At 70.3% G+C, this 20,424-nt stretch carries 24 protein-coding genes, 1 tRNA gene and 1 riboswitch; of the genes, 15 read left to right on the plus strand and 10 right to left on the minus strand.

Features of this window, described 5'->3' with window-relative positions:
- Nucleotides 1-88 precede the first annotated feature (88 nt).
- The gene (locus Nocox_RS03390) at nucleotides 89-772 is read left to right on the plus strand and encodes a tyrosine-type recombinase/integrase (RefSeq protein WP_051112635.1); all 684 of its coding nucleotides are present in this window, start codon (nucleotides 89-91) and stop codon (nucleotides 770-772) included.
- Nucleotides 773-1,063: 291 nt separating this feature from the next.
- On the opposite strand, the gene Nocox_RS03395 is transcribed toward Nocox_RS03390, so the two are convergent.
- From Nocox_RS03395 to Nocox_RS03415, 5 genes are all read right to left on the minus strand, one after another.
- Nucleotides 1,064-1,393, minus strand: a complete 330-nt coding sequence (locus Nocox_RS03395) for a helix-turn-helix domain-containing protein (RefSeq protein WP_020544734.1) — start codon at nucleotides 1,391-1,393, stop codon at nucleotides 1,064-1,066.
- The gene (locus Nocox_RS03400; protein ID WP_020544733.1) at nucleotides 1,390-1,764 is read right to left on the minus strand and encodes a type II toxin-antitoxin system RelE/ParE family toxin; all 375 of its coding nucleotides are present in this window, start codon (nucleotides 1,762-1,764) and stop codon (nucleotides 1,390-1,392) included. The genes Nocox_RS03395 and Nocox_RS03400 overlap by 4 nt, the downstream gene beginning before the upstream one ends.
- A 394-nt stretch (nucleotides 1,765-2,158) precedes the next feature.
- Nucleotides 2,159-2,404, minus strand: a complete 246-nt coding sequence (locus Nocox_RS03405; protein WP_020544732.1) for a hypothetical protein — start codon at nucleotides 2,402-2,404, stop codon at nucleotides 2,159-2,161.
- Nucleotides 2,405-2,737: a DUF6247 family protein gene (locus Nocox_RS03410; protein WP_020544731.1), complete on the minus strand. Its 333-nt coding sequence runs from the start codon at nucleotides 2,735-2,737 to the stop codon at nucleotides 2,405-2,407.
- A gap of 92 nt (nucleotides 2,738-2,829) precedes the next feature.
- Nucleotides 2,830-2,900, minus strand: a tRNA-Gly gene (locus tag Nocox_RS03415).
- Between the two features lie 142 nt (nucleotides 2,901-3,042).
- On the opposite strand from Nocox_RS03415, the gene dcd reads away from it, so the two are divergent.
- From dcd to Nocox_RS03430, 3 genes are all read left to right on the plus strand, one after another.
- The gene (gene dcd / locus Nocox_RS03420; protein ID WP_026214653.1) at nucleotides 3,043-3,618 is read left to right on the plus strand and encodes a dCTP deaminase; all 576 of its coding nucleotides are present in this window, start codon (nucleotides 3,043-3,045) and stop codon (nucleotides 3,616-3,618) included.
- Nucleotides 3,619-3,869: 251 nt separating this feature from the next.
- The gene (locus Nocox_RS03425; protein ID WP_020544729.1) at nucleotides 3,870-4,487 is read left to right on the plus strand and encodes a DUF47 domain-containing protein; all 618 of its coding nucleotides are present in this window, start codon (nucleotides 3,870-3,872) and stop codon (nucleotides 4,485-4,487) included.
- A 9-nt stretch (nucleotides 4,488-4,496) separates the two neighbouring features.
- Nucleotides 4,497-5,501, plus strand: coding sequence for an inorganic phosphate transporter (locus Nocox_RS03430; protein ID WP_020544728.1), 1,005 nt, complete (start codon nucleotides 4,497-4,499; stop codon nucleotides 5,499-5,501).
- A gap of 69 nt (nucleotides 5,502-5,570) precedes the next feature.
- Here Nocox_RS03430 and mshD read toward each other — a convergent pair whose 3' ends face one another.
- The gene (mshD, locus tag Nocox_RS03435) at nucleotides 5,571-6,476 is read right to left on the minus strand and encodes a mycothiol synthase (protein ID WP_026214652.1); all 906 of its coding nucleotides are present in this window, start codon (nucleotides 6,474-6,476) and stop codon (nucleotides 5,571-5,573) included.
- A 107-nt stretch (nucleotides 6,477-6,583) separates the two neighbouring features.
- Between mshD and Nocox_RS03440 the strand changes: the two genes are divergently transcribed.
- Nucleotides 6,584-8,377: a bifunctional metallophosphatase/5'-nucleotidase gene (locus Nocox_RS03440; RefSeq protein WP_020544726.1), complete on the plus strand. Its 1,794-nt coding sequence runs from the start codon at nucleotides 6,584-6,586 to the stop codon at nucleotides 8,375-8,377.
- Between the two features lie 93 nt (nucleotides 8,378-8,470).
- Complete coding sequence (locus tag Nocox_RS03445) at nucleotides 8,471-9,022, plus strand: GNAT family N-acetyltransferase (protein ID WP_020544725.1); 552 nt, start codon at nucleotides 8,471-8,473, stop codon at nucleotides 9,020-9,022.
- Here the strand turns inward: Nocox_RS03445 and Nocox_RS03450 are convergent.
- Complete coding sequence (locus tag Nocox_RS03450; protein WP_020544724.1) at nucleotides 9,003-9,530, minus strand: GNAT family N-acetyltransferase; 528 nt, start codon at nucleotides 9,528-9,530, stop codon at nucleotides 9,003-9,005. The genes Nocox_RS03445 and Nocox_RS03450 overlap by 20 nt on opposite strands.
- A 52-nt stretch (nucleotides 9,531-9,582) precedes the next feature.
- Nucleotides 9,583-9,795 (minus strand): hypothetical protein, encoded by a 213-nt coding sequence (locus tag Nocox_RS03455; protein ID WP_020544723.1) that lies wholly within the window; start codon nucleotides 9,793-9,795, stop codon nucleotides 9,583-9,585.
- Nucleotides 9,796-10,015: 220 nt separating this feature from the next.
- Here Nocox_RS03455 and Nocox_RS03460 point away from each other — a divergent pair, with 220 nt between their 5' ends.
- Both Nocox_RS03460 and Nocox_RS03465 read left to right on the plus strand, forming a co-directional pair.
- Nucleotides 10,016-10,354 carry a hypothetical protein gene (locus Nocox_RS03460; RefSeq protein WP_020544722.1) on the plus strand — a complete coding sequence of 113 codons (339 nt, stop codon included), beginning with the start codon at nucleotides 10,016-10,018 and terminating at the stop codon, nucleotides 10,352-10,354.
- A gap of 3 nt (nucleotides 10,355-10,357) precedes the next feature.
- The gene (locus Nocox_RS03465) at nucleotides 10,358-12,484 is read left to right on the plus strand and encodes a carbon starvation CstA family protein (RefSeq protein WP_020544721.1); all 2,127 of its coding nucleotides are present in this window, start codon (nucleotides 10,358-10,360) and stop codon (nucleotides 12,482-12,484) included.
- A 12-nt stretch (nucleotides 12,485-12,496) separates the two neighbouring features.
- Here Nocox_RS03465 and Nocox_RS03470 read toward each other — a convergent pair whose 3' ends face one another.
- The gene (locus Nocox_RS03470) at nucleotides 12,497-13,171 is read right to left on the minus strand and encodes a TenA family protein (protein ID WP_020544720.1); all 675 of its coding nucleotides are present in this window, start codon (nucleotides 13,169-13,171) and stop codon (nucleotides 12,497-12,499) included.
- A riboswitch (TPP riboswitch) is annotated at nucleotides 13,159-13,254 on the minus strand. (Overlaps the previous gene by 13 nt.)
- 19 nt (nucleotides 13,255-13,273) lie before the next feature.
- Between Nocox_RS03470 and Nocox_RS03475 the strand changes: the two genes are divergently transcribed.
- Both Nocox_RS03475 and Nocox_RS03480 read left to right on the plus strand, forming a co-directional pair.
- Complete coding sequence (locus Nocox_RS03475; protein WP_026214651.1) at nucleotides 13,274-14,224, plus strand: DNA polymerase domain-containing protein; 951 nt, start codon at nucleotides 13,274-13,276, stop codon at nucleotides 14,222-14,224.
- 130 nt (nucleotides 14,225-14,354) lie between these two features.
- The gene (locus Nocox_RS03480) at nucleotides 14,355-15,875 is read left to right on the plus strand and encodes a M28 family metallopeptidase (protein WP_033409859.1); all 1,521 of its coding nucleotides are present in this window, start codon (nucleotides 14,355-14,357) and stop codon (nucleotides 15,873-15,875) included.
- Between the two features lie 41 nt (nucleotides 15,876-15,916).
- On the opposite strand, the gene Nocox_RS03485 is transcribed toward Nocox_RS03480, so the two are convergent.
- Nucleotides 15,917-16,780, minus strand: a complete 864-nt coding sequence (locus tag Nocox_RS03485) for a LysR family transcriptional regulator (protein WP_020544717.1) — start codon at nucleotides 16,778-16,780, stop codon at nucleotides 15,917-15,919.
- 82 nt (nucleotides 16,781-16,862) lie between these two features.
- Between Nocox_RS03485 and Nocox_RS03490 the strand changes: the two genes are divergently transcribed.
- From Nocox_RS03490 to Nocox_RS03510, 5 genes are all read left to right on the plus strand, one after another.
- Nucleotides 16,863-18,077 carry an MFS transporter gene (locus tag Nocox_RS03490; protein ID WP_084685751.1) on the plus strand — a complete coding sequence of 405 codons (1,215 nt, stop codon included), beginning with the start codon at nucleotides 16,863-16,865 and terminating at the stop codon, nucleotides 18,075-18,077.
- A 134-nt stretch (nucleotides 18,078-18,211) separates the two neighbouring features.
- Nucleotides 18,212-18,898, plus strand: a complete 687-nt coding sequence (locus Nocox_RS03495) for a serine/threonine-protein kinase (protein ID WP_157383196.1) — start codon at nucleotides 18,212-18,214, stop codon at nucleotides 18,896-18,898.
- A complete protein-coding gene (locus Nocox_RS03500) occupies nucleotides 18,898-19,062 on the plus strand; it encodes a hypothetical protein (RefSeq protein WP_157383195.1) in 165 nt (54 codons plus the stop codon). The genes Nocox_RS03495 and Nocox_RS03500 overlap by 1 nt, the downstream gene beginning before the upstream one ends.
- A gap of 119 nt (nucleotides 19,063-19,181) precedes the next feature.
- Nucleotides 19,182-19,679, plus strand: coding sequence for a sigma-70 family RNA polymerase sigma factor (locus tag Nocox_RS03505; protein WP_020544714.1), 498 nt, complete (start codon nucleotides 19,182-19,184; stop codon nucleotides 19,677-19,679).
- A 42-nt stretch (nucleotides 19,680-19,721) separates the two neighbouring features.
- Entirely contained in the window at nucleotides 19,722-20,417 is a 696-nt protein-coding gene (locus Nocox_RS03510; RefSeq protein WP_020544713.1) for a zf-HC2 domain-containing protein, read from the plus strand.
- Nucleotides 20,418-20,424 lie beyond the last annotated feature (7 nt).

Below are 20,424 nucleotides of genomic sequence, written 5' to 3' on the forward strand. Positions count from 1 at the left end.
CCCGGACGGCGGGTGGGCGGGCGGAGGGCCGGGGTGCGGCGGCGCGCCGCGCCGCCGTCTTGCCGAACGGGCCGGGGGTGGCGGGTCGATGACGCTCAGCCCGTACACCTGCGTCACCGTCTCCATGCGTCCCGGTCAGCCGTCGCGGTTCAACGTCTCCTTCTGTTCGGCGGAGCTGCGGGTGCATGCCTGGCTCGGGGACACCGGCAAGCCCTGCCTCGACCTGAACACCTCGGACGCGTCGGTGACGGTTTCGACCTCGGGGCCGGTGACCGACTACGACGTGACCGTTGCCCGTGAGATCTTCAACGCCGCCGCTCGGTGCCTGGCCGCCCAAGTCGAAGGCCGGCAGGCGCATCGTCGGCATCCCACAGGCCTCATCCCCGCCCTGAAGGAACACCTGCGGCTACGTGAAGCCCGAAGCGGGAGCGCTGGTCTTCACCGGGATCAAGGGCGACCGATGCGCCGGAGCGGGTTCAACAAGCTCTCCGGGTGGGTGGAAGCTGTGAAGGTGATCGGCGTTCCAGGTCTGCACTTCCATGATCTCCGTCACACGGGGAACATGATCGCGGCGGACTCGGGCGCGGGCCTCAAGGACCTCATGGCACGGATGGGACACGACAACGTCCGGGCTGCGGTGATCTATCAACACGCCGTCCGGGGAGCCGACAAACTGATCACCGAAGCCATCGACAAGCACCTAATCGGGCACGAACGGGCACGCGACGAGGACGACGACGACCCGCCTGGCCTACTGGTTCCTACTGGATGATCACAGCCCTAATGGCACGCAGAGATCAACAGCCCGAGGAAACACCGAAGCCCAGGCGCCGAATCCATCGGTCGACCTGGGCTTTCACCATGAGAGCGGGTGACGGGAATCGAACCCGCGCTGTCAGCTTGGGAATTGCAGGGATCTTGGCTCGTGGAGGCGCTGACCTGGGGCTGAGGTCGGTCGTGAGTGACCGCGGTTGCCCCTCGTCACCCTGTTCAATGGCACGCTAATGGCACGACGATCAGCCTGCGACCGCGGTCCATGCCATCGATGGGTAAGGGGATGAGGCTACGCCACCTTGACCGAGTGGGGTCCGACGCTGATGGTGATGTCGAGATGCCCACCCAGTGCGGCGGCGTAGGCGCGGAGGGTCTCCAGTTCCATGGCCTCGATGTCCCCGTTCTCGATCTGAGAGATCCGGCTCTGGGAAACACCCAGGATCTGGGCGACCTCGGCTTGGGTCTTCCCGGTAGACTTGCGGAGTTCCTTGAGGTGGTGGCCGGCAATGTAGGCGTCGAGTTCGGTGCGGGCCTTGGCCTGACGTTCCGGCTCCGCCAACTCGGGGTGACGGCGGTGTGCCTCGGCTTTGACGTCCTGCCATCGGCGGGCGGTGCTCATCGATCGGTCTCCTTGTCTTGCTCCGCTCGGTAATCGGCGTAGCGGGCTTCGGCTAGTGGTACGGCCTCGTCATACCATCGGGACCATTGTCCTGCTTTATCACCAGCGACCAAGAAGATTGCTGCCCGGTCGGGGTCGAAGACAAAGAGCATTCGGATCTCTGATCTCTTGCGGGAACCTGGCCGGAGCTCCTTCAAGTTCTTGAGGTTGCTGTGCTCAAGGGTGTCAACGAGCGGACGCCCCAGCGCGGGTCCGACCTCCGCGAGGCGGTCGATGGCCTGTTCGATCAGCGCCGCAGTGTCCGGGTCGGACTCGCAGAGCTTCAAGAACCACACGTCCACCGGTTCTAGGAGGATGATATCCCACGCCATGCAGCGAATATAACTTAGGACTCATGTCGTGTCGGTCGAATCGTGGGCACGATCCCTCGCGCGACCCGCGGGGTTGACTGGGCGGAGCCTCCCGATGGCGAGGTGCTCCGAGCGGCCTCGATTCACCGCGAGTCCCCTGACCATCGGGCCTGCGGGCGAAAAGGAGGCTAGAAGCGATCAAAGTCCAGGTCTCGGGAATCCGCCGGTTGACCTGGGTCGTCAGACTGAGAGCGGGTGACGGGAATCGAACCCGCGCTGTCAGCTTGGGAACTCTTTCGAGATCAAGACCTCTGCGCAGGGGAAACGCTGACCCGGAATGTACCGGTCGAGTGACCGTGAGTCCCCGCGACTCCCTGCTGGTCGCTTCAAGAACGGGCACGCAGCGGGCACGGGCTTACGGCCATTCAATGCGGACAAGGTAGACCTCGCGCTGCCGGTCCAGGACCACGTACGTGGCAAGGCCACGCTCTCCGAACGGGTGCGTGAGCATGTTCGCCCGGGGATTTGCAGAGTTGTACGGGTTCCCACTCCAAGGAGCGGTCTCCAGCAGGGCGAACAGCTCCGCGAGCGGATGCAGTGCGGGATCGGGTAGTGCGGCGATCTGTTCCTCGGCTACGGGATCGATGATGAGCTTGAACACCTAGACATCGATCCCACGAGCAGCAAGGATCTCCCGCCACGGCCTCCCCTGAGGAACGGGTTCGCCGGCAAGAGCCTGCTGGGCGCGGACGTGCATCTGACGGCGCCCCTCGGGATCCTTTGCGGTGTCACAGGCGGAGATCCACCAGCGGTGTACGAAAGCGTTCAGCGCCCCGAGATCCAGACTCACCCTGACCTCGTCGAGCACGGCCCTGAGCCCGGCGTCGAAAGCTTCGCGATCTTCCGGGACGACCAACGCGGCACGGATCGCCCGCAGGTTCTTCTCAGGCAGAGGCGTGCCGCCGGAGATGAAGTCCTGCGGTTGTGCGGTCATGCCCGCTCCCTTCCTTGTCCTCTAGAGACTACAGAGGAGGGGCGACATCTTTCACGCACACAGAAGACGGTCTTGCCACAGCATGAGAGCGGAGCGGGTGACGGGAATCGAACCCGCGCTGTCAGCTTGGGAAGCTGATGTTCTGCCATTGAACTACACCCGCGCGCACCCCTGAAGCCCGCGCCGGCAACAACCTCACAGCCCGCAGCCTTCGGGAAACTCGCGTCCCCCACTGTAGCGGAACTTTGGCTCGCAACAGCAATCCCGGGCGCCGAAGTTCGACCTCGACCGGTAAGTTGCTCTCCGTGCTGCTATCTGATCGTGACATCCTCGCTGAGATCGACTCCGGGCGGCTGGTGCTGGAGCCCTTCGACCAGGAGATGATCCAGCCGTCCAGCATCGACGTGCGGCTCGACCGGTTCTTCCGGGTGTTCGAGAACCATCGTTACCCGCACATCGATCCGTCGGTGGAGCAGCCGGATCTGACGCGTATGGTGGAGCCGGACGGCGAGGAGCCGTTCATCCTGCATCCGGGGGAGTTCGTGCTGGCCTCGACGTACGAGGTCATCACGCTGCCGGACGATCTGGCGTCGCGGCTGGAGGGGAAGAGCTCGCTCGGGCGGCTCGGGCTGCTGACGCATTCGACGGCGGGGTTCATCGATCCGGGGTTCAGCGGGCACGTGACGCTGGAGCTGTCGAACGTGGCGACGTTGCCGATCAAGTTGTGGCCGGGGATGAAGATCGGGCAGTTGTGCGTGTTCCGGTTGAGCTCGCCGGCGGAGCACCCGTACGGCTCCGCCAAGTACGGCTCCCGCTACCAGGGCCAGCGCGGTCCGACTCCGTCGCGCTCCTATCGGAACTTCCACCGGACGAAGATCTGATTCAGATGAACATCAGGTGAACGGCCGGGGAACAATCGAGTGAACGAGTGGGCCTCCCGCCGGATCCGAGGGCTGGTCACCGGCTCTCCGGGGCGGGCTGGAGCTGCAAAAAGGCCCGAAAACTAGCGGCTTTCCCCGTGTCGCACCACCTACCACGGGTAGCCACTAGGCGAAGGGGACATGAAGTTCGCATTTCGCCTGGTAGGCCATACCCTCTTCCACGGACCATCCCCGCACATCTGGAGAACGACGTGCGCCTGCGTCTCACGCCACGTGAGGACAGCTACTACGACCTGTTCGCCGACTCGGCGAACAACCTGGTCACGGCATCGCGTCTGCTGGTGGAGATCATCAGTGACGGCTCGGACAGGGAGACCCTGGCCGAGAAGATGCGCGCCTGCGAGCACGCCGGTGACGAACGCACTCACGCGATCATGAACCGGCTCAACGAGAGCTTCATCACCCCGTTCGACCGCGAGGACATCTACCGCCTCGCCTCCAACCTCGACGACGTCATGGACGCGATGGAGGCCGCCTCCGACCTCATCGTCCTGTACCAGCTCGACCACCTCCCCAAGGACGTCGTGCGCCAGGTCGAGGTGCTGGAGCGGGCCGCCGAGCTGACCGCCGAGGCCATGCCGCGCCTGCGCTCGATGAAGAACCTCAACGAGTACTGGATCGAGGTCAACCGCCTGGAGAACCAGGGTGACCAGGTCTACCGCCGGCTGCTGGCCAAGCTGTTCAGCGGCGAGTACGACGCCCTCACCGTCATGAAGATGAAGGAGGTCGTCGACGCCCTCGAAGAGGCCGCCGACGCCTTCGAGCACGTGGCCAACACCGTCGAGTCGATCGCGGTCAAGGAAAGCTAGGCCCGACCAGTGGACCTCACGCTCGCCCTCGTCATCGGCGTGGTCGTCGTCGCTCTGGCCTTCGACTACACCAACGGGTTCCACGACGCGGCGAACGCCATCGCGACCTCCGTCTCGACCCGGGCCCTGACCCCCAGGGCCGCCCTGTTCATGGCGGCGGCCATGAACTTCATCGGCGCCCACCTGGGCACCCAAGTCGCCCAGACGGTCGGCAAAGGCATCATCGACGCACCGGACGGCAGCCACGGCCTGGTGATCGTCGCCTCGGCGCTCATCGGCGCGATCGCCTGGAACCTCATCACCTGGTACTTCGGTCTCCCGTCCTCCTCCAGCCACGCCCTGATCGGCGGCCTCGTCGGCGCGGCGCTCGCCTCGGCCAGCGTCGTCCACTGGGACGGCGTGGTCGAGAAGGTCGTCATCCCCATGGTGCTGTCGCCGCTGGTCGGCTTCACGCTGGCGGCGGTCATCATGATCGCCATCTACTGGATCTTCCGGCACGCCCAGCCGGGCAAGACCAACCGCGGCTTCCGCTACGCCCAGACCGTCTCGGCCGCCGCCATGGCGCTCGGGCACGGCCTCCAGGACGCGCAGAAGACCATGGGTGTGATCTTCCTGGCCCTCGTCGTCGGCGGGTTCGCCTCTCCCGGCGACGACATCCCGCAGTGGGTCATCCTGGCCGCCGCGGGCGCGATCTCGCTCGGCACGTACGCGGGCGGCTGGCGGATCATGCGCACCCTGGGCCGGCGCATCATCGCGCTCGACCCGCCGCAGGGCTTCGCCGCCGAGTCGGCGGCGGCCACGGTGCTGTACGTGGCCGCCATCGGGTTCGGGGCGCCCATCTCCACCACGCACACGATCACCTCGGCGATCATGGGTGTCGGCGCGACCAAGCGGCTCAGCGCCGTGCGGTGGGGCGTGGCCGGCAACATCGTGACCGCCTGGATCCTGACCATCCCGGCCGCGGCGGCGGTGGCCGCCGTCTCCTACTTCATCTTCCACGCGATCATCGAGTAGCCGCAGGGGGTCCCGGTCCCGGTCCCGGCCCCGGCCCCGCCGCCGGGGTCAGGGGTCAGGGGTCAGGGGTCAGGGGGTCGCGTACATCACGTCGACGTCCCAGCGGGCGAACCCCAGCCCCTCGTACAGCCGGATCGCGGCCGTGTTGGCCTCGTCCACGTAGAGCATGGCCTGGGCGAGGCCGCGCGCCCGCAGGTGGTCGAGACCGGCCAGGGTGAGGGCCTTGCCCAGGCCGGTGCCCTGCTGGGAGGGGTCGACGCCGACGACGTACACCTCGCCGAGCGGCTCGTGGCCGTGCTCGCTGGAGCCGTGGATCTTCGTCCAGTGGAAGCCGACCAGCCGGTCGCCGCGGACGGCGAGGAAGAAGCCCTCCGGGTCGAACCAGGGCTCCTGCTCGCGCCGCAGCAGGTCGTCCATGGTCCACGCGCCCTGCTCGGGGTGGTGGGCGAAGGCGGCGGCGTTGACCTTGAGCCAGGACTCCTCGTCCTGTCCTGGCACGAACGTCCGCATCCGCACCCCTTCAGGCAGCGTGTACGCCGCCAGCGGCGCGAACAGCGAGCGGCGCATCTGCCAGAGCGACCGGACCCGCTCCAGGCCGAAGGAGGCCGCGAGCGCCCCGGCGGCGGCGTGGTCGCCGTGCGCCCAGAGCCGCAGCCGGCCGCCGGCCAGGTCGAGGACGGCGCGCAGCAGGCGGGCGCCGTTGCCGGACCGCCGGTGCGCGGGGTGGATGACCAGTTCGGCGCTCGGCCCCTCCACCTCGTCGGTCGGGTCGACGTGGGCGTAGCCCGCGAGGACGCCGTCCTGGAGGAGCAGGAGCGAGCGCGCTCGCGGGTCGCCGCCGTAGCGGAGGTGGAGCATCACATGCTCGTTCAGCGGGCGGACGCCGTCGGCCTGCGTCGCGGCCTCCACCAGCCCCAGCACCTCGGCGATCTCGGAGTCGTCCAGTCGTTGCCTGATTTCCACGTGCGCGCTCACACGAGAACTCTAGGCGTACGACTGGCAAATACCGCCATGCGGTAGCCGGGCAGCTTGTTACCTTTGCGCCATTGGCCGCTCGGATTCCGGCTTTAACGTGGTGGGCCATGACGTCTCGTTCATTCCTCCGGCTGGTCCTCGCCGGAGCCGTCGCCTCGGGTGCGGTCGCGCTGGCGGCCGTCCCGGCGGGCGCGGCGAGCCCGGGCAAGCCCGCGCGTACGGTCCCCGTGCGGCTGCTCGCGCTCAACGACTTCCACGGCAACCTCGAACCCCCGACCGGCTCCTCCGGCCGCATGGTGGACGAGAACGGCAAGACCGTCGACGCCGGCGGCGCGGCGTACATTGCCACGCACATGAAGGCACTGACCGACAGGAACACCATCGCCGTGGCGCAGGGCGACCTCATCGGCGCCTCGCCGCTGCTGTCGGCGGCCTACCACGACGAGCCGTCCGTCGAGTTCCTGGGCAAGCTGGGGCTCAAGGTGGCCGCGGTCGGCAACCACGAGTTCGACGAGGGCTACACCGAGCTGCGCCGCATCATGAACGGCGGCTGCCACCCGGTCGACGGCTGCTCCCCGGCCGGCACGTGGAAGGGCGCCACGTTCGACTACGTGGGCGCGAACGTGCTGTTCAAGAACCCGGACGAGCGCACGGACGCGCTCGCCGCGCTCGGCGCCCAGCAGGCCAAGGCGAAGAAGCTCATGGCCGACTGGGGCGTGCCCGCCCTGCCGCCGGTCAGCGTCAAGTGGGTCAACGGCGTGCCGATCGGCTTCATCGGCCTGGTCACCCAGACCACCCCGAACATCGTCACCGCCGAGGGCATCAAGAACCTCAAGTTCGTCGACGAGGTCAAGGCCGCGAACCTGGCCTCGAAGATCCTCAAGCTGGTCGGCGTCAAGGCGCAGGTCGTGCTGGTGCACGAGGGCGACCAGGTCACCGCCGGGCAGTCGCCGGACTCCTGCTCGGCCGTCGCCGGCGCGGGGGCGCGCATCGCCACGCAGGTGGACCCGGAGATCGACGTCGTGCTGACCGGGCACTCGCACCAGGCGTACCTCTGCACGATCAAGGACCCGGCGGGCAACGACCGGCTCTACTCGCAGGGCGGCTCGTTCGGGCGGGTCATCACCCAGGTGGACCTCAAGGTCAACCTGAAGAACCTGGACATCGACCGCTCCTCGGTCGTCGCGGACAACCACGTCGTGACCCGGACGGTCGATCCCGATCCGGAGATCTCCACCTTCGTCCAGACGTGGAGGGACCGCGTGGCCCCGGTCGCGAACAAGGCGATCGGCTCCATCACCGCCGAACTCAGCAACACCGCCACGCCCTCCGGCGAGTCCCCGCTCGGCGACCTCATCGCCGACGCCCAGCTCGCCGCCACCAGGACCGGCGGCAACGCGCAGATCGCGCTCATGAACCCGGGCGGCGTGCGGTTCCCGCTCACCTACCCCTCCTCCCCTGCGGGCGAGGGCGACGGCGTCGTGACCTACGGCGAGGCGTTCGCCGTGCAGCCGTTCAACAACCTCATGCAGGTCGTGACGCTGACCGGCGCCCAGCTCAAGACGGTGCTGGAGCAGCAGTTCACCGGCGGGCCCAACAACCAGCCGTTCAACAAGATCCTGCAGCCCTCCGCGAACTTCACCTACACCTACAGCACCAGTGCCCCCTGGGGCTCGAAGGTGTCGGACATGAAGATCGACGGCGTGCCGGTGACGGACACCCAGACGATCCGGGTCGCGGCCAACAACTTCCTGGTCGGCGGCGGCGACGCCTTCGCCGCCTTCACCGAGGGCACGGACCTGTGGAGCGGGCCGCTGGACATCGACGCCTTCGTCGCCTACCTCGGCGCGAACAGCCCCGTCGCCCCGCCCGCCACCAACCGCATCACCGTGGCCGGCTGAGCCGCTGTCTGCCCGGACGGGCCCGCCGTCGCGGCGGGCCCGTCCACGAAAACCGGTTGACCGGGCCCCGGCCCGGTCGCCATTGTCGGGCGGATGCGCATCGAGTTCACGAGGTTCGACGCGGCCGCCGACGCCGCCGCCCTGGCCGACTTCCTGACCGGCGAGGACTGGCCCTACCACGCCGGCGTCCAGGAGCGGGAGGCCGTCCTGCGGCGGGCCGCCGAGGGCGGCTACGACGACGACGGCAACCGCACGTTCTGGATCGAGGCCGGCGGCGAGCGCGCCGGGCTGGTGAGGCTCCAGGACCTCGACGACGACACGCCGATGTTCGACCTGCGTGTACGGGCCGCCTGGCGCGGCAAGGGCCTCGGCACGGCGGCCGTCGCCTGGCTGACCCGCTACCTGTTCACCGAGCTGCCCGGGATCGACCGGATCGAGGGCACCACCCGCCAGGACAACCGCGCCATGCGCGCGGCCTTCCGCCGCAACGGCTACGCCAAGGAGGCGCACTACCGGCGGGCGTGGCCGGCCCCCGACGGGACGCGCCACGACGCGGTCGGCTACGGGATCCTGCGCGGCGACTGGGAGTCGGGCGAGCTCACCCCGCCCGACTGGGACGACGAGGTCACCGGAGCTCGGAGCTGAGCAGCCCCATCATGAGGAAGTCGTGCCGCTTGCCCCGGGCCCGGAAGGACTCCCGCTTGCGGCCCTCCTCCACGAACCCGACCTTCGTGTACGCCCGCACCGCCGCCGCGTTGTCGGCGACCACCCACAACGTCAGGCGGTGCAGGCCCATCTCCTCGAAGGCGTAGCGGCAGATGACCCGCAGGGCGTCGGTGGCGTAGCCGCCGCCCCAGCGGTCGCGGTCGCCGATGGCGATGCTCTGCAGCTCGGCCTCGCCGTGCCGGAAGTCGGTGTCGCCGAGGGCGACGTAGCCGATGAGCTTGCCGTCGTCGAGCGCCTCGATGCCGAGGACCATCTGCTCGAAGGTGTTGCGGGGGCGGTTCTGCCCCTTCTCGATGTTCTGGGCCAGCGAGATGGGCGGGGTGCCGTCCATCCACCGGCCCACCTCGGGGTCGTGGTACCAGCGCCACAGCGGCTCGCTGTCGGCGGGTTCGAGGGCTCTCAGGCGTACGCGTCGTCCGGTCAGCACGCCTGCCGGTCTACCAGGCCCCCGTTCCCGCCCGCAAAGGGATTTCCCGTGGTCAGGCGTACAGGAAGTAGTAGTTGTACTGGTACTCGCAGTGCCAGAAGCCCCACCAGCCCTGGCTGTAGCCGTACTGGCCCACCCGCTGGCACTCGGAGTATTCGTAGTAGACGCCTCGCAGGCTCTCCGCGTGCGCCGGGGTGGCGGTGAAAGTCGTCAGCACGCCTCCGGCCAGCAGAGCCGAGACGAGCAGAGCACGTGCCTTGCGCATCGATACCTCCCGCGGGACGGTTCCTGCCGGGATTGTCACCGAGGATGGCGATCGACCCTCGCCCGAACAGCGCGTAAAGTGTGCTGGAAGGGGTCTGACCAGCGGAAACCGGCCGTAAGGTCGGTGAAAGTTTCACGCCCGCCCACGGCGGTTTCAAGGCCGACTACGCTGGGTAAGGCCGTCGGTAAATTCTGAGCTACCTGATGTTCAGGAGCCACAGATGTCCTTTGTCACGCTCACGCCGGCGGCTCGTGAAGCGCTGCGCGACGACGAAGTCGTGTTCTTCGACTGGCACGTCACCGGCCTCTGCTGCGCCGACGCCGGCGAGTTCTCCGTCCGGCCGCTGCGCCGCTCCCGCCTGCCGAGGCGGGCGCGCGGCCTGCTGCCCGGCGTGGTGTACGCGCACCCCACCGCCTGGGTGCACCTGGCCGGGGCGCCGGTCGTGATCGACTGCCGCCCGCTGTGGCGCTGGCGGCGCTTCACCACCGATCTGCCGCCGGACGCCGGCCTCCGCTGCTGCCTGGGGCGTCCGCTGTATGGCTCTTCCCATGGGAGGTAACCGGTGAAGCTGCGTTCCGTGATCATCTGGACGGCGGTCGCCGTCGTGGGCGCCACCGGCTGGGCGGTGCTCGCCCTGTCCCGGGGCGAGAACGTCAACGCGGTGTGGCTGCTGTGCGCCGCGCTCGGCTCGTACGCCATCGCCTACCGGTTCTACGCCCGCTTCATCGTGCGCAAGGTGCTGAGGGCCGACGACCGCCGGGCCACTCCCGCCGAGCGGCTCGACAACGGCATCGACTACCAGCCGACGGACCGGCGCATCCTGTTCGGGCACCACTTCGCGGCCATCGCCGGAGCGGGGCCGCTGGTCGGGCCGGTGCTGGCGGCCCAGATGGGCTACCTGCCCGGCACCATCTGGATCATCGCCGGCGTCATCTTCGCCGGGGCCGTCCAGGACATGGTGGTGCTGTTCTTCTCCATGCGCCGCAACGGCCGCAGCCTCGGCCAGATGGCCCGCGAGGAGATCGGGCCGGTCGGCGGGGCGGCGGCGCTCGTCGCCGTGTTCGCCATCATGATCATCCTGCTGGCCGTGCTGGCGCTCGTCGTGGTCAACGCGCTCGCGCGCTCGCCGTGGGGCGTCTTCTCGATCGCGATGACCATCCCGATCGCCCTGTTCATGGGCTTCTACCTGCGGGTGCTGCGGCCCGGCCGGGTCGTCGAGACGACCGTGATCGGGGTCGCGCTGCTGATCCTCGCCATCGTGGCGGGCGGCTGGGTGCAGGGGTCGAGCTGGGCGCCGTTCTTCACGCTGAGCCCGTCGGCGCTCGCGCTCTGGCTCATCGCGTACGGGTTCGTGGCCGCCGTGCTGCCGGTGTGGATGCTGCTCGCGCCGCGCGACTACCTCTCGACGTTCATGAAGATCGGCACGATCGTGCTGATCGCGATCGGCATCGCGGTCACCATGCCGCCGCTGCGCACCACCGCCTTCACCGACTTCGCCTTCAACGGCAAGGGGCCGGTCTTCGCGGGCTCGCTGTTCCCGTTCGTGTTCATCATCATCGCCTGCGGGGCGCTGTCCGGGTTCCACGCGCTGATCTCCTCCGGCACCACCCCGAAGCTGATCCAGAAGGAGACCCAGGTCCGGATGATCGGCTACGGCTCCATGCTCATGGAGTCGTTCGTGGCGGTCATGGCCATCACCGCGGCCTGCGTGCTGTCGCCGGGCCTCTACTTCGCGATGAACTCCCCGGCCGGCGTGCTCGGCGCGACCGTCCAGTCGGCCTCCGAGGCGGTCGCGAACATGGGCTTCACGATCACGCCGGAACAGCTCCAGGCCGCGGCGGCGGCCGTGCAGGAGGAGACGCTGATCGCCCGCACCGGCGGGGCTCCCACGCTGGCCGTCGGCATCTCGCAGATCTTCTCCGGCTTCCTCGGCGGGACCGCGCTCCAGGCGTTCTGGTACCACTTCGCGATCATGTTCGAGGCGCTGTTCATCCTCACCACCGTGGACGCCGGCACCCGGGTGGGCCGCTTCATGCTCCAGGACACCCTCGGCAACCTGTGGAAGCCGATGGCCCGGGTGAGCTGGTGGCCGGGGCTCGTGGGCTCCAGCGCGGTGGTCGTGGCGGCCTGGGGCTACTTCCTCTACCAGGGCGTCAACGACCCGCTCGGCGGCATCAACCAGCTCTTCCCGCTGTTCGGCATCGCCAACCAGCTCCTCGCGGCGGTGGCGCTCACCGTGGCGACCACGCTGCTGATCAAGAGCGGGCGGCTGAAGTGGGCCTGGGTGACCGGGGTGCCGCTGGCCTGGGACGTCGCGGTCACCCTGACGGCGAGCTACCAGAAGGTCTTCTCCGCCGACCCGACGCTCGGCTTCTTCGCCCAGCGCGACCGCTACCAGACCGCGCTCGACCAGGGGCAGCTGCTCGCGCCCGCCAAGTCGACGGACGCGATGCGGCAGATCGTCATCAACTCCACCGTGGACGGCGTCCTGGCCGCGCTGTTCGCCGTCATGATCGTCATCGTGATCCTGGACGCGGTCCGCGTGTGGGTCAAGGCGATCCGGGCGCGCGAGCCGCTGCCGACCACGGAGGAGCCGTTCGAGGAGTCGAAGCTGCTCGCGCCGTCCGGCCTGATCGCCACCCGCGAGGAGAAGGAGGCGATGGCCGCCCGCGGCGCCGCGTCCGGCTAGCCCGGCCGGAGGTCAGGGCGCGAGCCAGCGGGCCGTCGGCCAGCCCTCACGCCGCCAGGCGCTGTCCCAGAACATCCACTCGTACGCCGCCGCCGTCAGGTAGGCCCGCTCCATCGCCGCTCGCGTGTCCGCGTCCGCGCCGGCGGCGAGCCGGTCGGCGATCGCCCTGGCCCGCGTCACCGACGCCGCGAACTCCGGGTCCGAGTAGGTGGAGATCCACTTGCCGTAGGGGTGGCCGCCGAGGTCGCCCGCGCGCCCCAGCAGCGCCTCACCCACGTCCTGGTAGATCCAGAAGCACGGCAGCACCGCCGCCACGAGCACCGGGTACGGCGCCGCCAGCGCCGTCGCCTGAAGGTAGGAGGCGTACGCCAGGCACGTCGGCGACGTGGCGACCCCGGCCGTGTCGGCGCCCAGCTCGGCCACGTAGCCGGCGTGCAGCAGGCGCTCGGCGGCCAGCGCCGTGTGCGCGCTGCTCGCGAAGAACGCCGCCTCCTCCGGGTCCGTGGCCCGCGCCGAGGCGGTGGCGAGCGCCCTGGAGAACGCCTCCAGGTAGCGGGCGTCCTGCACGATGTAGAACGCGAACCGGTCGGCGTCGAGGGTGCCGTCGCCGAGCGCGACGTTGAACGGGTGGCCGTGGATCGCGGCCATCAGGTCGGTCGTGCGCGACCACATGTCATCGCAGAACATGACGTCCCTTCGCTAGTGCGAGCTAGATCAGGTTCGACGGGTGTGATCTCAGCCCGGATCGCCGGGCACCCCGCGTCAGTCGGTCACTATATCGTGGGCGGGGTGACCGGCGAGGAGACCCGTGAGGGCGTGACGCTGACCAATCTCGACCAGCCGCTGTTCGACGGCGCCGAGGCCACCAAACGCGACCTGGTCGACTACCTCGACGCGGTCGCCGGCCGCCTGGTGCCGGTGCTGCGCGACCGGGCGCTCTCCGTCGTCCGGGTGCGCCCCGGGCAGGAGCCGTTCATGCAGAAGAACCTGCCGAAGTACGCCCCTTCGTGGATCGCGCGCGTCTCGGTGTGGGCGGACTCCTCGCGGCGGCAGGTGACGTACGCGCTGGGCAACGACCGGCGGACGCTGATCTGGTTCGGCAACCAGCGGGCGGTGGAGTACCACCCGTCGCTGTTCGCCGGCGACCAGGTCACCCACCTGGTGCTGGACCTCGACCCGCCGGAGGGCTCGGAGTCGTTCGGGCTGGCCGTGCGGGCGGCGTTCCTGGTGCGGCAGGCGCTGGCGGAGGCGGGGCTGGCGGGCGCGGTGAAGACGAGCGGGGCCAAGGGCGTGCACGTGTTCGTCCCGGTCGAGCCCGGCGTCCCGGTGCCGGACCTGGCCGCCGCCACCCGCGCGATCGGGGCGCGCGCCGAGCGGCTGGACCCGGCGCTCGCGACGACGGCGTTCATCAGGGAGGACCGGGAGGGCAAGGTCTTCATCGACTCCACGCGGGCGGGCGGCGCGACGGTCGTGGCCGCCTACAGCCCGCGGATCCGGCCCGGCGTGCCGGTGTCGTTCCCCGTGCCGTGGCCGGACCTCGACCGGGTGACGCCGCGCGACTTCACCCTCAGGACGGCGGCGGCGCTGGTCGAGCGGGACGACCCGTGGGCGGGGGCGATGCCCGCGCCGCAGCGGCTGCCCGCGGACCTCGTGGAGGAGGGGCACACGATCCCGGTGGCGCGGGTGCAGGCGATGCACGAGGGGAAGCGGCGGGCACGGGCCCGCCGCGACGCAAGCTGAAATATCGCGATTCCGTGGCAATAGTGGGCCTTCTCAGGGGCTCAGTTGCCGGGTTACGTTCGCGTTCGGCGCGGCTCGGGGGGACAACGCGCGCCGTACCTGATCCCGGCACCAGGGAGAGATCCGTCGCATGCGTATGCGCAGATTCGCCGCCGCACTAGGACTACCCGTCGCCCTGCTCCTCGCCACGGTCCTCGCCGCGCCACCCGCGGCGGCCGCCCAGGCGCGGACCGGCGGCCTCGACGACGTCTTCGCCAAGCTGCTCGTCAAACAGGTCAAGGGCACCAACGTCACCAAGCATCTCAAGGCGTTCCAGGCCATCGCCGACGCCAACGGCGGCACCCGCGCCGTCGGCACCCCCGGCTACAAGGCGTCCCGCGACTACGTCGCCGCCAAGCTGCGCAAGGCCGGCTACAAGGTCACCCTGCAGCCGGTCAAGTTCGTGGAGAGCTGGAGCGAGAACGCCCCGCCGACGCTCGCCGTGCAGGGCGGCACCACGTACGTGCCGAACGAGGACTTCTTCAGCTTCGAGCCGTCCCCGTCCGGCGACGTGACCGCGCAGGTCCAGGCCGTGGACCTGACCCTGCCGCCCGCGCCGGCGCCCTCCTCCACCAGCGGCTGCGAGGCGGCCGACTTCGCCGGGTTCGTCGCCGGCCGGATCGCGCTCGTCCAGCGCGGCACCTGCCCGTTCGTCACCAAGGTCGAGAACGCGCTCGCCGCCGGCGCCAGCGCGATCATCATCTTCAACGAGGGCCAGCCGGGACGGACCGACGCCTTCCCGCTGAACATCGGCGGCCTGCAGGGCCTGCCGATGGTGTTCGCCGACTTCGCGGTCGGCGAGGCGCTGGCCGCCACGCCGGGCGCGACCGTGCACCTCAAGGTCGACGCCAACCTGGTGCTCGGCACCGAGGACAACGTCATCGCCGAGTCCCGCCTCGGCGACCCGCGCCAGGTCGTCATGGTCGGCGCCCACCTCGACAGCGTGACCGAGGGCCCCGGCATCAACGACAACGGCTCGGGCAGCGCCGCCATCCTGGAGGTCGCCGAGCAGATGGCGCTCTACCCGGTCAAGCACAAGGTCCGCTTCGCGTTCTGGGCCGCCGAGGAGATCGGGCTGCTCGGCTCCACCCAGTACGTCGCCTCCCTGTCGCAGCAGCAGCGCGACCGCGTCCGGCTCTACCTGAACTTCGACATGATCGCCTCCCCGAACTACGCCTACAAGCTGTACGACGGGGACGACTCCGACAACACGGGCTCCCCGGCGGGCCCGCCCGGATCGGCCCAGATCGAACAGCGGCTCGCCGCGTTCTTCGGCTCGCGTGACCTGCCCACGGTCGGCACCGACTTCGACGGCCGCTCCGACTACGGGCCGTTCATCGCGGTCGGCATCCCGTCCGGCGGCATCTTCACCGGCGCCGAGGGTGTCAAGACCGCCGAGGAGGCCGCGCTGTTCGGCGGCACGGCCGGGGTCGCGTACGACGTCTGCTACCACCAGGCGTGCGACACGATCGCCAACGTGAACGCGACGGCGCTGGACGTCGACTCCGACGCCATCGCCGACTCCGTCGCCCGCTACGCCTTCGACCTGAGCTCCATCCCGCCGAGGACGGCCGCCACCGCCCGCGCGGCCCTCGCCGGCGCGGCCGGCTGAGCCCACCTGCCGGGCGGCGGGACCCGCCGCCCGGCACCGGGTCAGAGGTCGATGATCAGTTCGAGGAAGGCGGTGGCGGCGGGGGAGGGGCGGTCGGCCCAGATCAGGTGCTCGACCCGGGCCGGGGCGTCGCGGAGGCGGATGACGCGCAGGTCGCGGAGGCGGGGCGCGTACGCGGCCGGGAGCAGGCCCACGCCGAGCCCGTGGCGGACGAGGTCGGCCATGAACTCGGCGGACGACACCTCGAAGGCGACGTCCCTGAGCACGCCCGCGGCGGCGAACGCCTCGTCGGACTGGGCGCGGCCGGCGTGCCCCGCGCGGAAGTCGACGAACGGCTCGCCGGCGAGGCCGGCCAGGTCCGTCTCCTCGTCCGTCAGATGATGGTCGGGCGCGACCACGGCGACCAGCTCGTCCCTGGCCAGCGCGCGGCCGTTGACGCCCCTCGGCTCGGCCCGCGTCGTCAGGCCGAGGAAGGCGACGTCCACCTCGGTCCGCCTGACCCGTTCGATCAGGTCCTCGCTGCCGCCCGCGGCCAGCGTGACGCGCACCCGGGGATGCCGGCCGCGGAACTCCTTCAGCACGGCGGGCAGGTCCACCGCCGCGACCGTGGTGATGGCGCCGACGGCCAGCCGCCCGCGCAGCTCGCCGCTCGCCGCGGCGACCTCGGCCCTGGCGCGGTCGGCGGCCTCCAGGCACTCGCGGGCCGCGGGCAGGAACGCCTCCCCGGCCGGTGTGAGGCGGACCCGCCGGCTGGTGCGCTCGAACAGCCTGGCGCCGAGCTCCCGCTCCAGGGCGGCGATCTGGTGGCTGAGCGCCGACTGCACGACCCGGCAGCGTTCGGCGGCCCGGGTGAAGTTGCTGGTCTCGGCGATCGCGACGACGTACCTCAGCTGTTGCAGCTCCATGCCATCAATCGTGTAGCACGATCGATGTCGATGAAAACTATGTGTTGGACTCATTCATCGGGTCGGGCCCACCCTTGAACGTATGACTGTGCATGGAGATCGCCCGCTGTCATCCACGCGGGCCTGGCTGGGGGTCGCCGCGATCACGGCGAGCCTGTTCGTCTTTCTCACCACCGAGCTGATGCCGGTCGGCCTGCTCACCCCCTTGAGCGAGAGCCTGGGGGTGTCGGTGGGCGCGGCCGGGCTCATGGTCACGCTGCAGGGCGTCTCCGCCGGGCTGGGCGTGCCGTTCATCGTGGCCTGGAGCAGACGGGTCAACCGGCGGGTGCTGCTGTCCGCGCTGCTCGCCGTGCTGGCCCTGGGCAACCTGGTGACCGCCCTGTCGCCGAGCTACGCGCTGATCCTGACCACGCGGCTGCTCATGGGGTTCGCCAGCGGGGTGTTCTGGGCCATCGGCGTCGGCATGGCGATGCGCCTCGTGCCGGAGCGGCAGGCGAACAAGGCGTCCGCGACGGTGATGTCCGGCATCTCGATCGCCACGGTGGCGGGCATCCCGCTGGGGACGTTCCTGGAGAGCCGTACCGACTGGCGGACCACGTTCCTCATCTGGGCCGGGCTGAGCGTGCTGGTGTTCGTCGCGGTCACGGCGTTGATCCCGTCGCTGCCGTCGCGCAACGCCGTGCCGGTCAGGGAGGTCTTCGGGCTGCCGGTCAGGAACGTGCCGCTGCGGCTGGTGCTGGTCACCGTCGTGCTGTTCGTGCTCGGGCACTTCGGGGCCTACACGTTCGTCCGGCCGATCCTGGAGGGCCACACGGGCGCGACGCCCGCCTTCGTCACCGTCGTCCTCATGGTCTTCGGCGCCGCAGGAGCCGTCGGCAACTTCATCGCCGGGCACACGGTGAGCAGGAGCCTGCGGGGCACGTTCGCCGTCGGGTGCGCGGGGCTCGTGCTGTCGCTGCTGGCGCTGCTCGCGGTCGGCGGCGGCGAGGCGGGCGCGGTCGCCGCGCTGGTGGTGTGGGGGCTCTCCTTCGGGGCCGTGCAACTGGCCCAGGTCAACCTCACGCTGGCCGCCGCGCCCGACACCTTCGAGGCCGCGATGTCGCTCAACACGATGGCGTACAACACCTCCATCGCGCTCGGGGCGCTCTTCGGCGGGCTGTTCGCCGACCACCTCGGGGTCACGAGCGTCGTGTGGTTCGGGGTGGCGCTCACCACGGGCTCGCTGCTGGTCAACCTCGCCACCGGGCGGAGGCCGGCGCGCGGCCGGGACGCCGTCGCCGCCACGTCCTCGTCCTGAGCCGGAACAAACCGGCATGGCGTTGAACCGGGCCTCGTGTCCCGGCGTACAACGTGGCGGACGACGGGTGCCCCCGGTGCTCCGGAAAGGCGCCTGACCTGCGCTGACCACCTGTGACGGGGGATGCGATGGCGATGGAGATCCACGGATGGAGCGACGGCCTCGCGCTGCGGCCGCGCGACTACCTCCCGAGCGGCCGGCCGCTCCTCGACGTCGTACGGGCCGCCGGCCCCTTCCGGGGCGAGACGCTCCACGCGCTCGCCCTCGGCACCGCCGCCACCATGGCCCGGCTGCACCTGGCCGGCATCGCGGGGCTGCGGCTCGGCCCGGACAACGTGCTGCTCGGCCGGTACGGGCAGGCGCTCTTCGCCCCCGGGCCGCGTGACAGCGAGTTCCCTTCGCACGACGTGCGGGCGTGGGCCGAGGTCATGATCTTCGCGGCCACCGGCACGGAAGCGGGGGAGGGACCCGGCCTCGACCGGCTGCCGGCGGCGCTGCGCACGCTGGTCGGCGCGTGCCTCCAGGCCGACCCGGACGCCCGGCCCACGGCGGCGGAACTGGTCGCCGGACTGCTCGGCCGGCCCGCGCCCGGTGGCCGCGCCCAGGTCGAGCGGCTGCTGCGCGAGGCGGAGAGCCGGACGCGGCCGTACCAGCCGCCCGCGTACGAGGAGACGCTGGTGAGCACGCCGCTCTGGCGGCGGCCCGCCTTCCTCGCGGGGGTCGCGCTCGGCCTGGTCGTCGTCGCGCTCCTCGCGGGCGCGGTCGTCCTGGTCTCCGCGCTGGCCGCCGCGCCCGTCGCCACGGGAACGGGAGGCGTGTGATGAAGGATCTCGGGCTCGGTGTGCTGGTGGGCATCCTGCTCGGCACCGTGGCGATGTCGCTGGCGCTCGCGCTGTCCGACGTCCCTAAGGCGCGCGCGGCGGGCGGGCTTAACCTGATTTATCAATTAAATCTAGCTGTCGGACCATTCGGCGGAAGCGCCTGACCGCGCTCCCGCCCCTGGCTAGAGTGATAAATCCCATATCAGCGCGATATTCGTTGATATCGCGCAGTGCGCGAGGAGCCCGCCCCCTTGTGAGGAATCACCGCGTAACCGAAGAGGCCATGGTCCGAGCCCTCTACCGCGAATACGGCACCCCGCTGATGGCCTTCGCCGTCCGGCTCACGGGCGGCGACCGGCGCTGGGCCGAGGACGTCGTCCAAGAGACCCTGGTCCGCGCCTGGCGCAACCTCCCCGACCTCCGCACCGAGTCCGGCTCGCTCATGCCGTGGCTCGCCACCGTCGCCCGCCGGGTCGTCATCGACGACCGCCGCCGCTCCGGCACCCGCCCCCTGGACACCGTCGAGGAGATCCCCGAACGCGCTCAGCCCACCCCGGCCGAGGACGAGCGGCTGCTGCGCGAGATCGTGGTGACCGACGCCATGCTCTCGCTCTCCCCCGCGCACCGCCAGGTGCTCACCGAGACCTTCCTGCTCGACCGCTCGCTGGCCGAGGCGGCGGAGACGATCGGCGTGCCGGTCGGAACGATCAAGTCCCGCGTGTACTACGCCATGCGGGCCTTGCGCGTCGCACTGGAAGAAAGGGGGGTGATGCTGCCATGAAAGCGCCGGCGCGTCACATGATGGAGTGGGGGTGGTGACACCATGACCGAGGTCCAACACGAGGACGTCGCCGCGTACGCGCTGGGTCTGCTCGACGAGGGGGAGCGGGCCGCGTTCGAACGCCATCTGGCGGGCTGCCCGAGCTGCGCCGCCGAGGTCGGCATGTTCGCCGAGATGGGCGAGCTGATCAAGGGCGTGCATCCTGACGACCTGCTGCCCAGCCCGCCCGACCCGCAGGTCGAGTCGCTGCTGGTCCGGAGGGCCGCGGCCGAGCGCCGCCGCAGGAGCCTGCACCGCACGCTGACCGCCGCCGCCGCGTGCGCGCTGATCGCGACGGGCGTGTTCCTGGCCGTCCGGTCGTTCGCCTCGGGGCCCGACCCCGACAGCGTCCACAGCCCGGCCGCGGCGCTGCTGATGACCGGGAAGACCTACACCGAGACCGACCCGGCCAGCGGCGTCACCGCCGTCGTCGGCCTGGAGGACAAGGGCTGGGGCACCCACGTCGCGCTGCGGCTGAAGGGCGTGAAGGGGCCGCTCCAGTGCCGGCTGCTCGCGGTGGGCGACGACGGCCGCTCCGAGGTCGTGGCGAGCTGGGGCGTCCCCGACAAGGGTTACGGCGTCCCCGGCGCGCCCGACCCGCTGCTGCTGCACGGCGCCACCAGCCTCACCCAGGACCACCTCAACCACTTCACGGTCGAGACCTTCGACGGCCGTACGCTGGCCTCGATCGCGGTCTGACGGGGCG

This window comes from Nonomuraea coxensis DSM 45129 (assembly GCF_019397265.1).
GTDB lineage: Bacteria > Actinomycetota > Actinomycetes > Streptosporangiales > Streptosporangiaceae > Nonomuraea > Nonomuraea coxensis.

Excerpts from the sequence above, each read along its gene's own strand:
- Nocox_RS03390 (WP_051112635.1), top strand. The coding sequence starts at position 89 with ATGACGCTCAGCCCGTACACCTGCGTCACCGTCTCCATGCGTCCCGGT.
- Nocox_RS03395 (WP_020544734.1), bottom strand. The coding sequence starts at position 1,393 with ATGAGCACCGCCCGCCGATGGCAGGACGTCAAAGCCGAGGCACACCGC.
- Nocox_RS03400 (WP_020544733.1), bottom strand. The coding sequence starts at position 1,764 with ATGGCGTGGGATATCATCCTCCTAGAACCGGTGGACGTGTGGTTCTTG.
- Nocox_RS03410 (WP_020544731.1), bottom strand. The coding sequence starts at position 2,737 with ATGACCGCACAACCGCAGGACTTCATCTCCGGCGGCACGCCTCTGCCT.
- Nocox_RS03440 (WP_020544726.1), top strand. The coding sequence starts at position 6,584 with ATGACGTCTCGTTCATTCCTCCGGCTGGTCCTCGCCGGAGCCGTCGCC.
- Nocox_RS03445 (WP_020544725.1), top strand. The coding sequence starts at position 8,471 with ATGCGCATCGAGTTCACGAGGTTCGACGCGGCCGCCGACGCCGCCGCC.
- Nocox_RS03455 (WP_020544723.1), bottom strand. The coding sequence starts at position 9,795 with ATGCGCAAGGCACGTGCTCTGCTCGTCTCGGCTCTGCTGGCCGGAGGC.
- Nocox_RS03460 (WP_020544722.1), top strand. The coding sequence starts at position 10,016 with ATGTCCTTTGTCACGCTCACGCCGGCGGCTCGTGAAGCGCTGCGCGAC.
- Nocox_RS03470 (WP_020544720.1), bottom strand. The coding sequence starts at position 13,171 with ATGTTCTGCGATGACATGTGGTCGCGCACGACCGACCTGATGGCCGCG.
- Nocox_RS03480 (WP_033409859.1), top strand. The coding sequence starts at position 14,355 with ATGCGTATGCGCAGATTCGCCGCCGCACTAGGACTACCCGTCGCCCTG.
- Nocox_RS03485 (WP_020544717.1), bottom strand. The coding sequence starts at position 16,780 with ATGGAGCTGCAACAGCTGAGGTACGTCGTCGCGATCGCCGAGACCAGC.
- Nocox_RS03490 (WP_084685751.1), top strand. The coding sequence starts at position 16,863 with ATGACTGTGCATGGAGATCGCCCGCTGTCATCCACGCGGGCCTGGCTG.
- Nocox_RS03495 (WP_157383196.1), top strand. The coding sequence starts at position 18,212 with ATGGAGATCCACGGATGGAGCGACGGCCTCGCGCTGCGGCCGCGCGAC.
- Nocox_RS03500 (WP_157383195.1), top strand. The coding sequence starts at position 18,898 with ATGAAGGATCTCGGGCTCGGTGTGCTGGTGGGCATCCTGCTCGGCACC.
- Nocox_RS03505 (WP_020544714.1), top strand. The coding sequence starts at position 19,182 with ATGGTCCGAGCCCTCTACCGCGAATACGGCACCCCGCTGATGGCCTTC.
- Nocox_RS03510 (WP_020544713.1), top strand. The coding sequence starts at position 19,722 with ATGACCGAGGTCCAACACGAGGACGTCGCCGCGTACGCGCTGGGTCTG.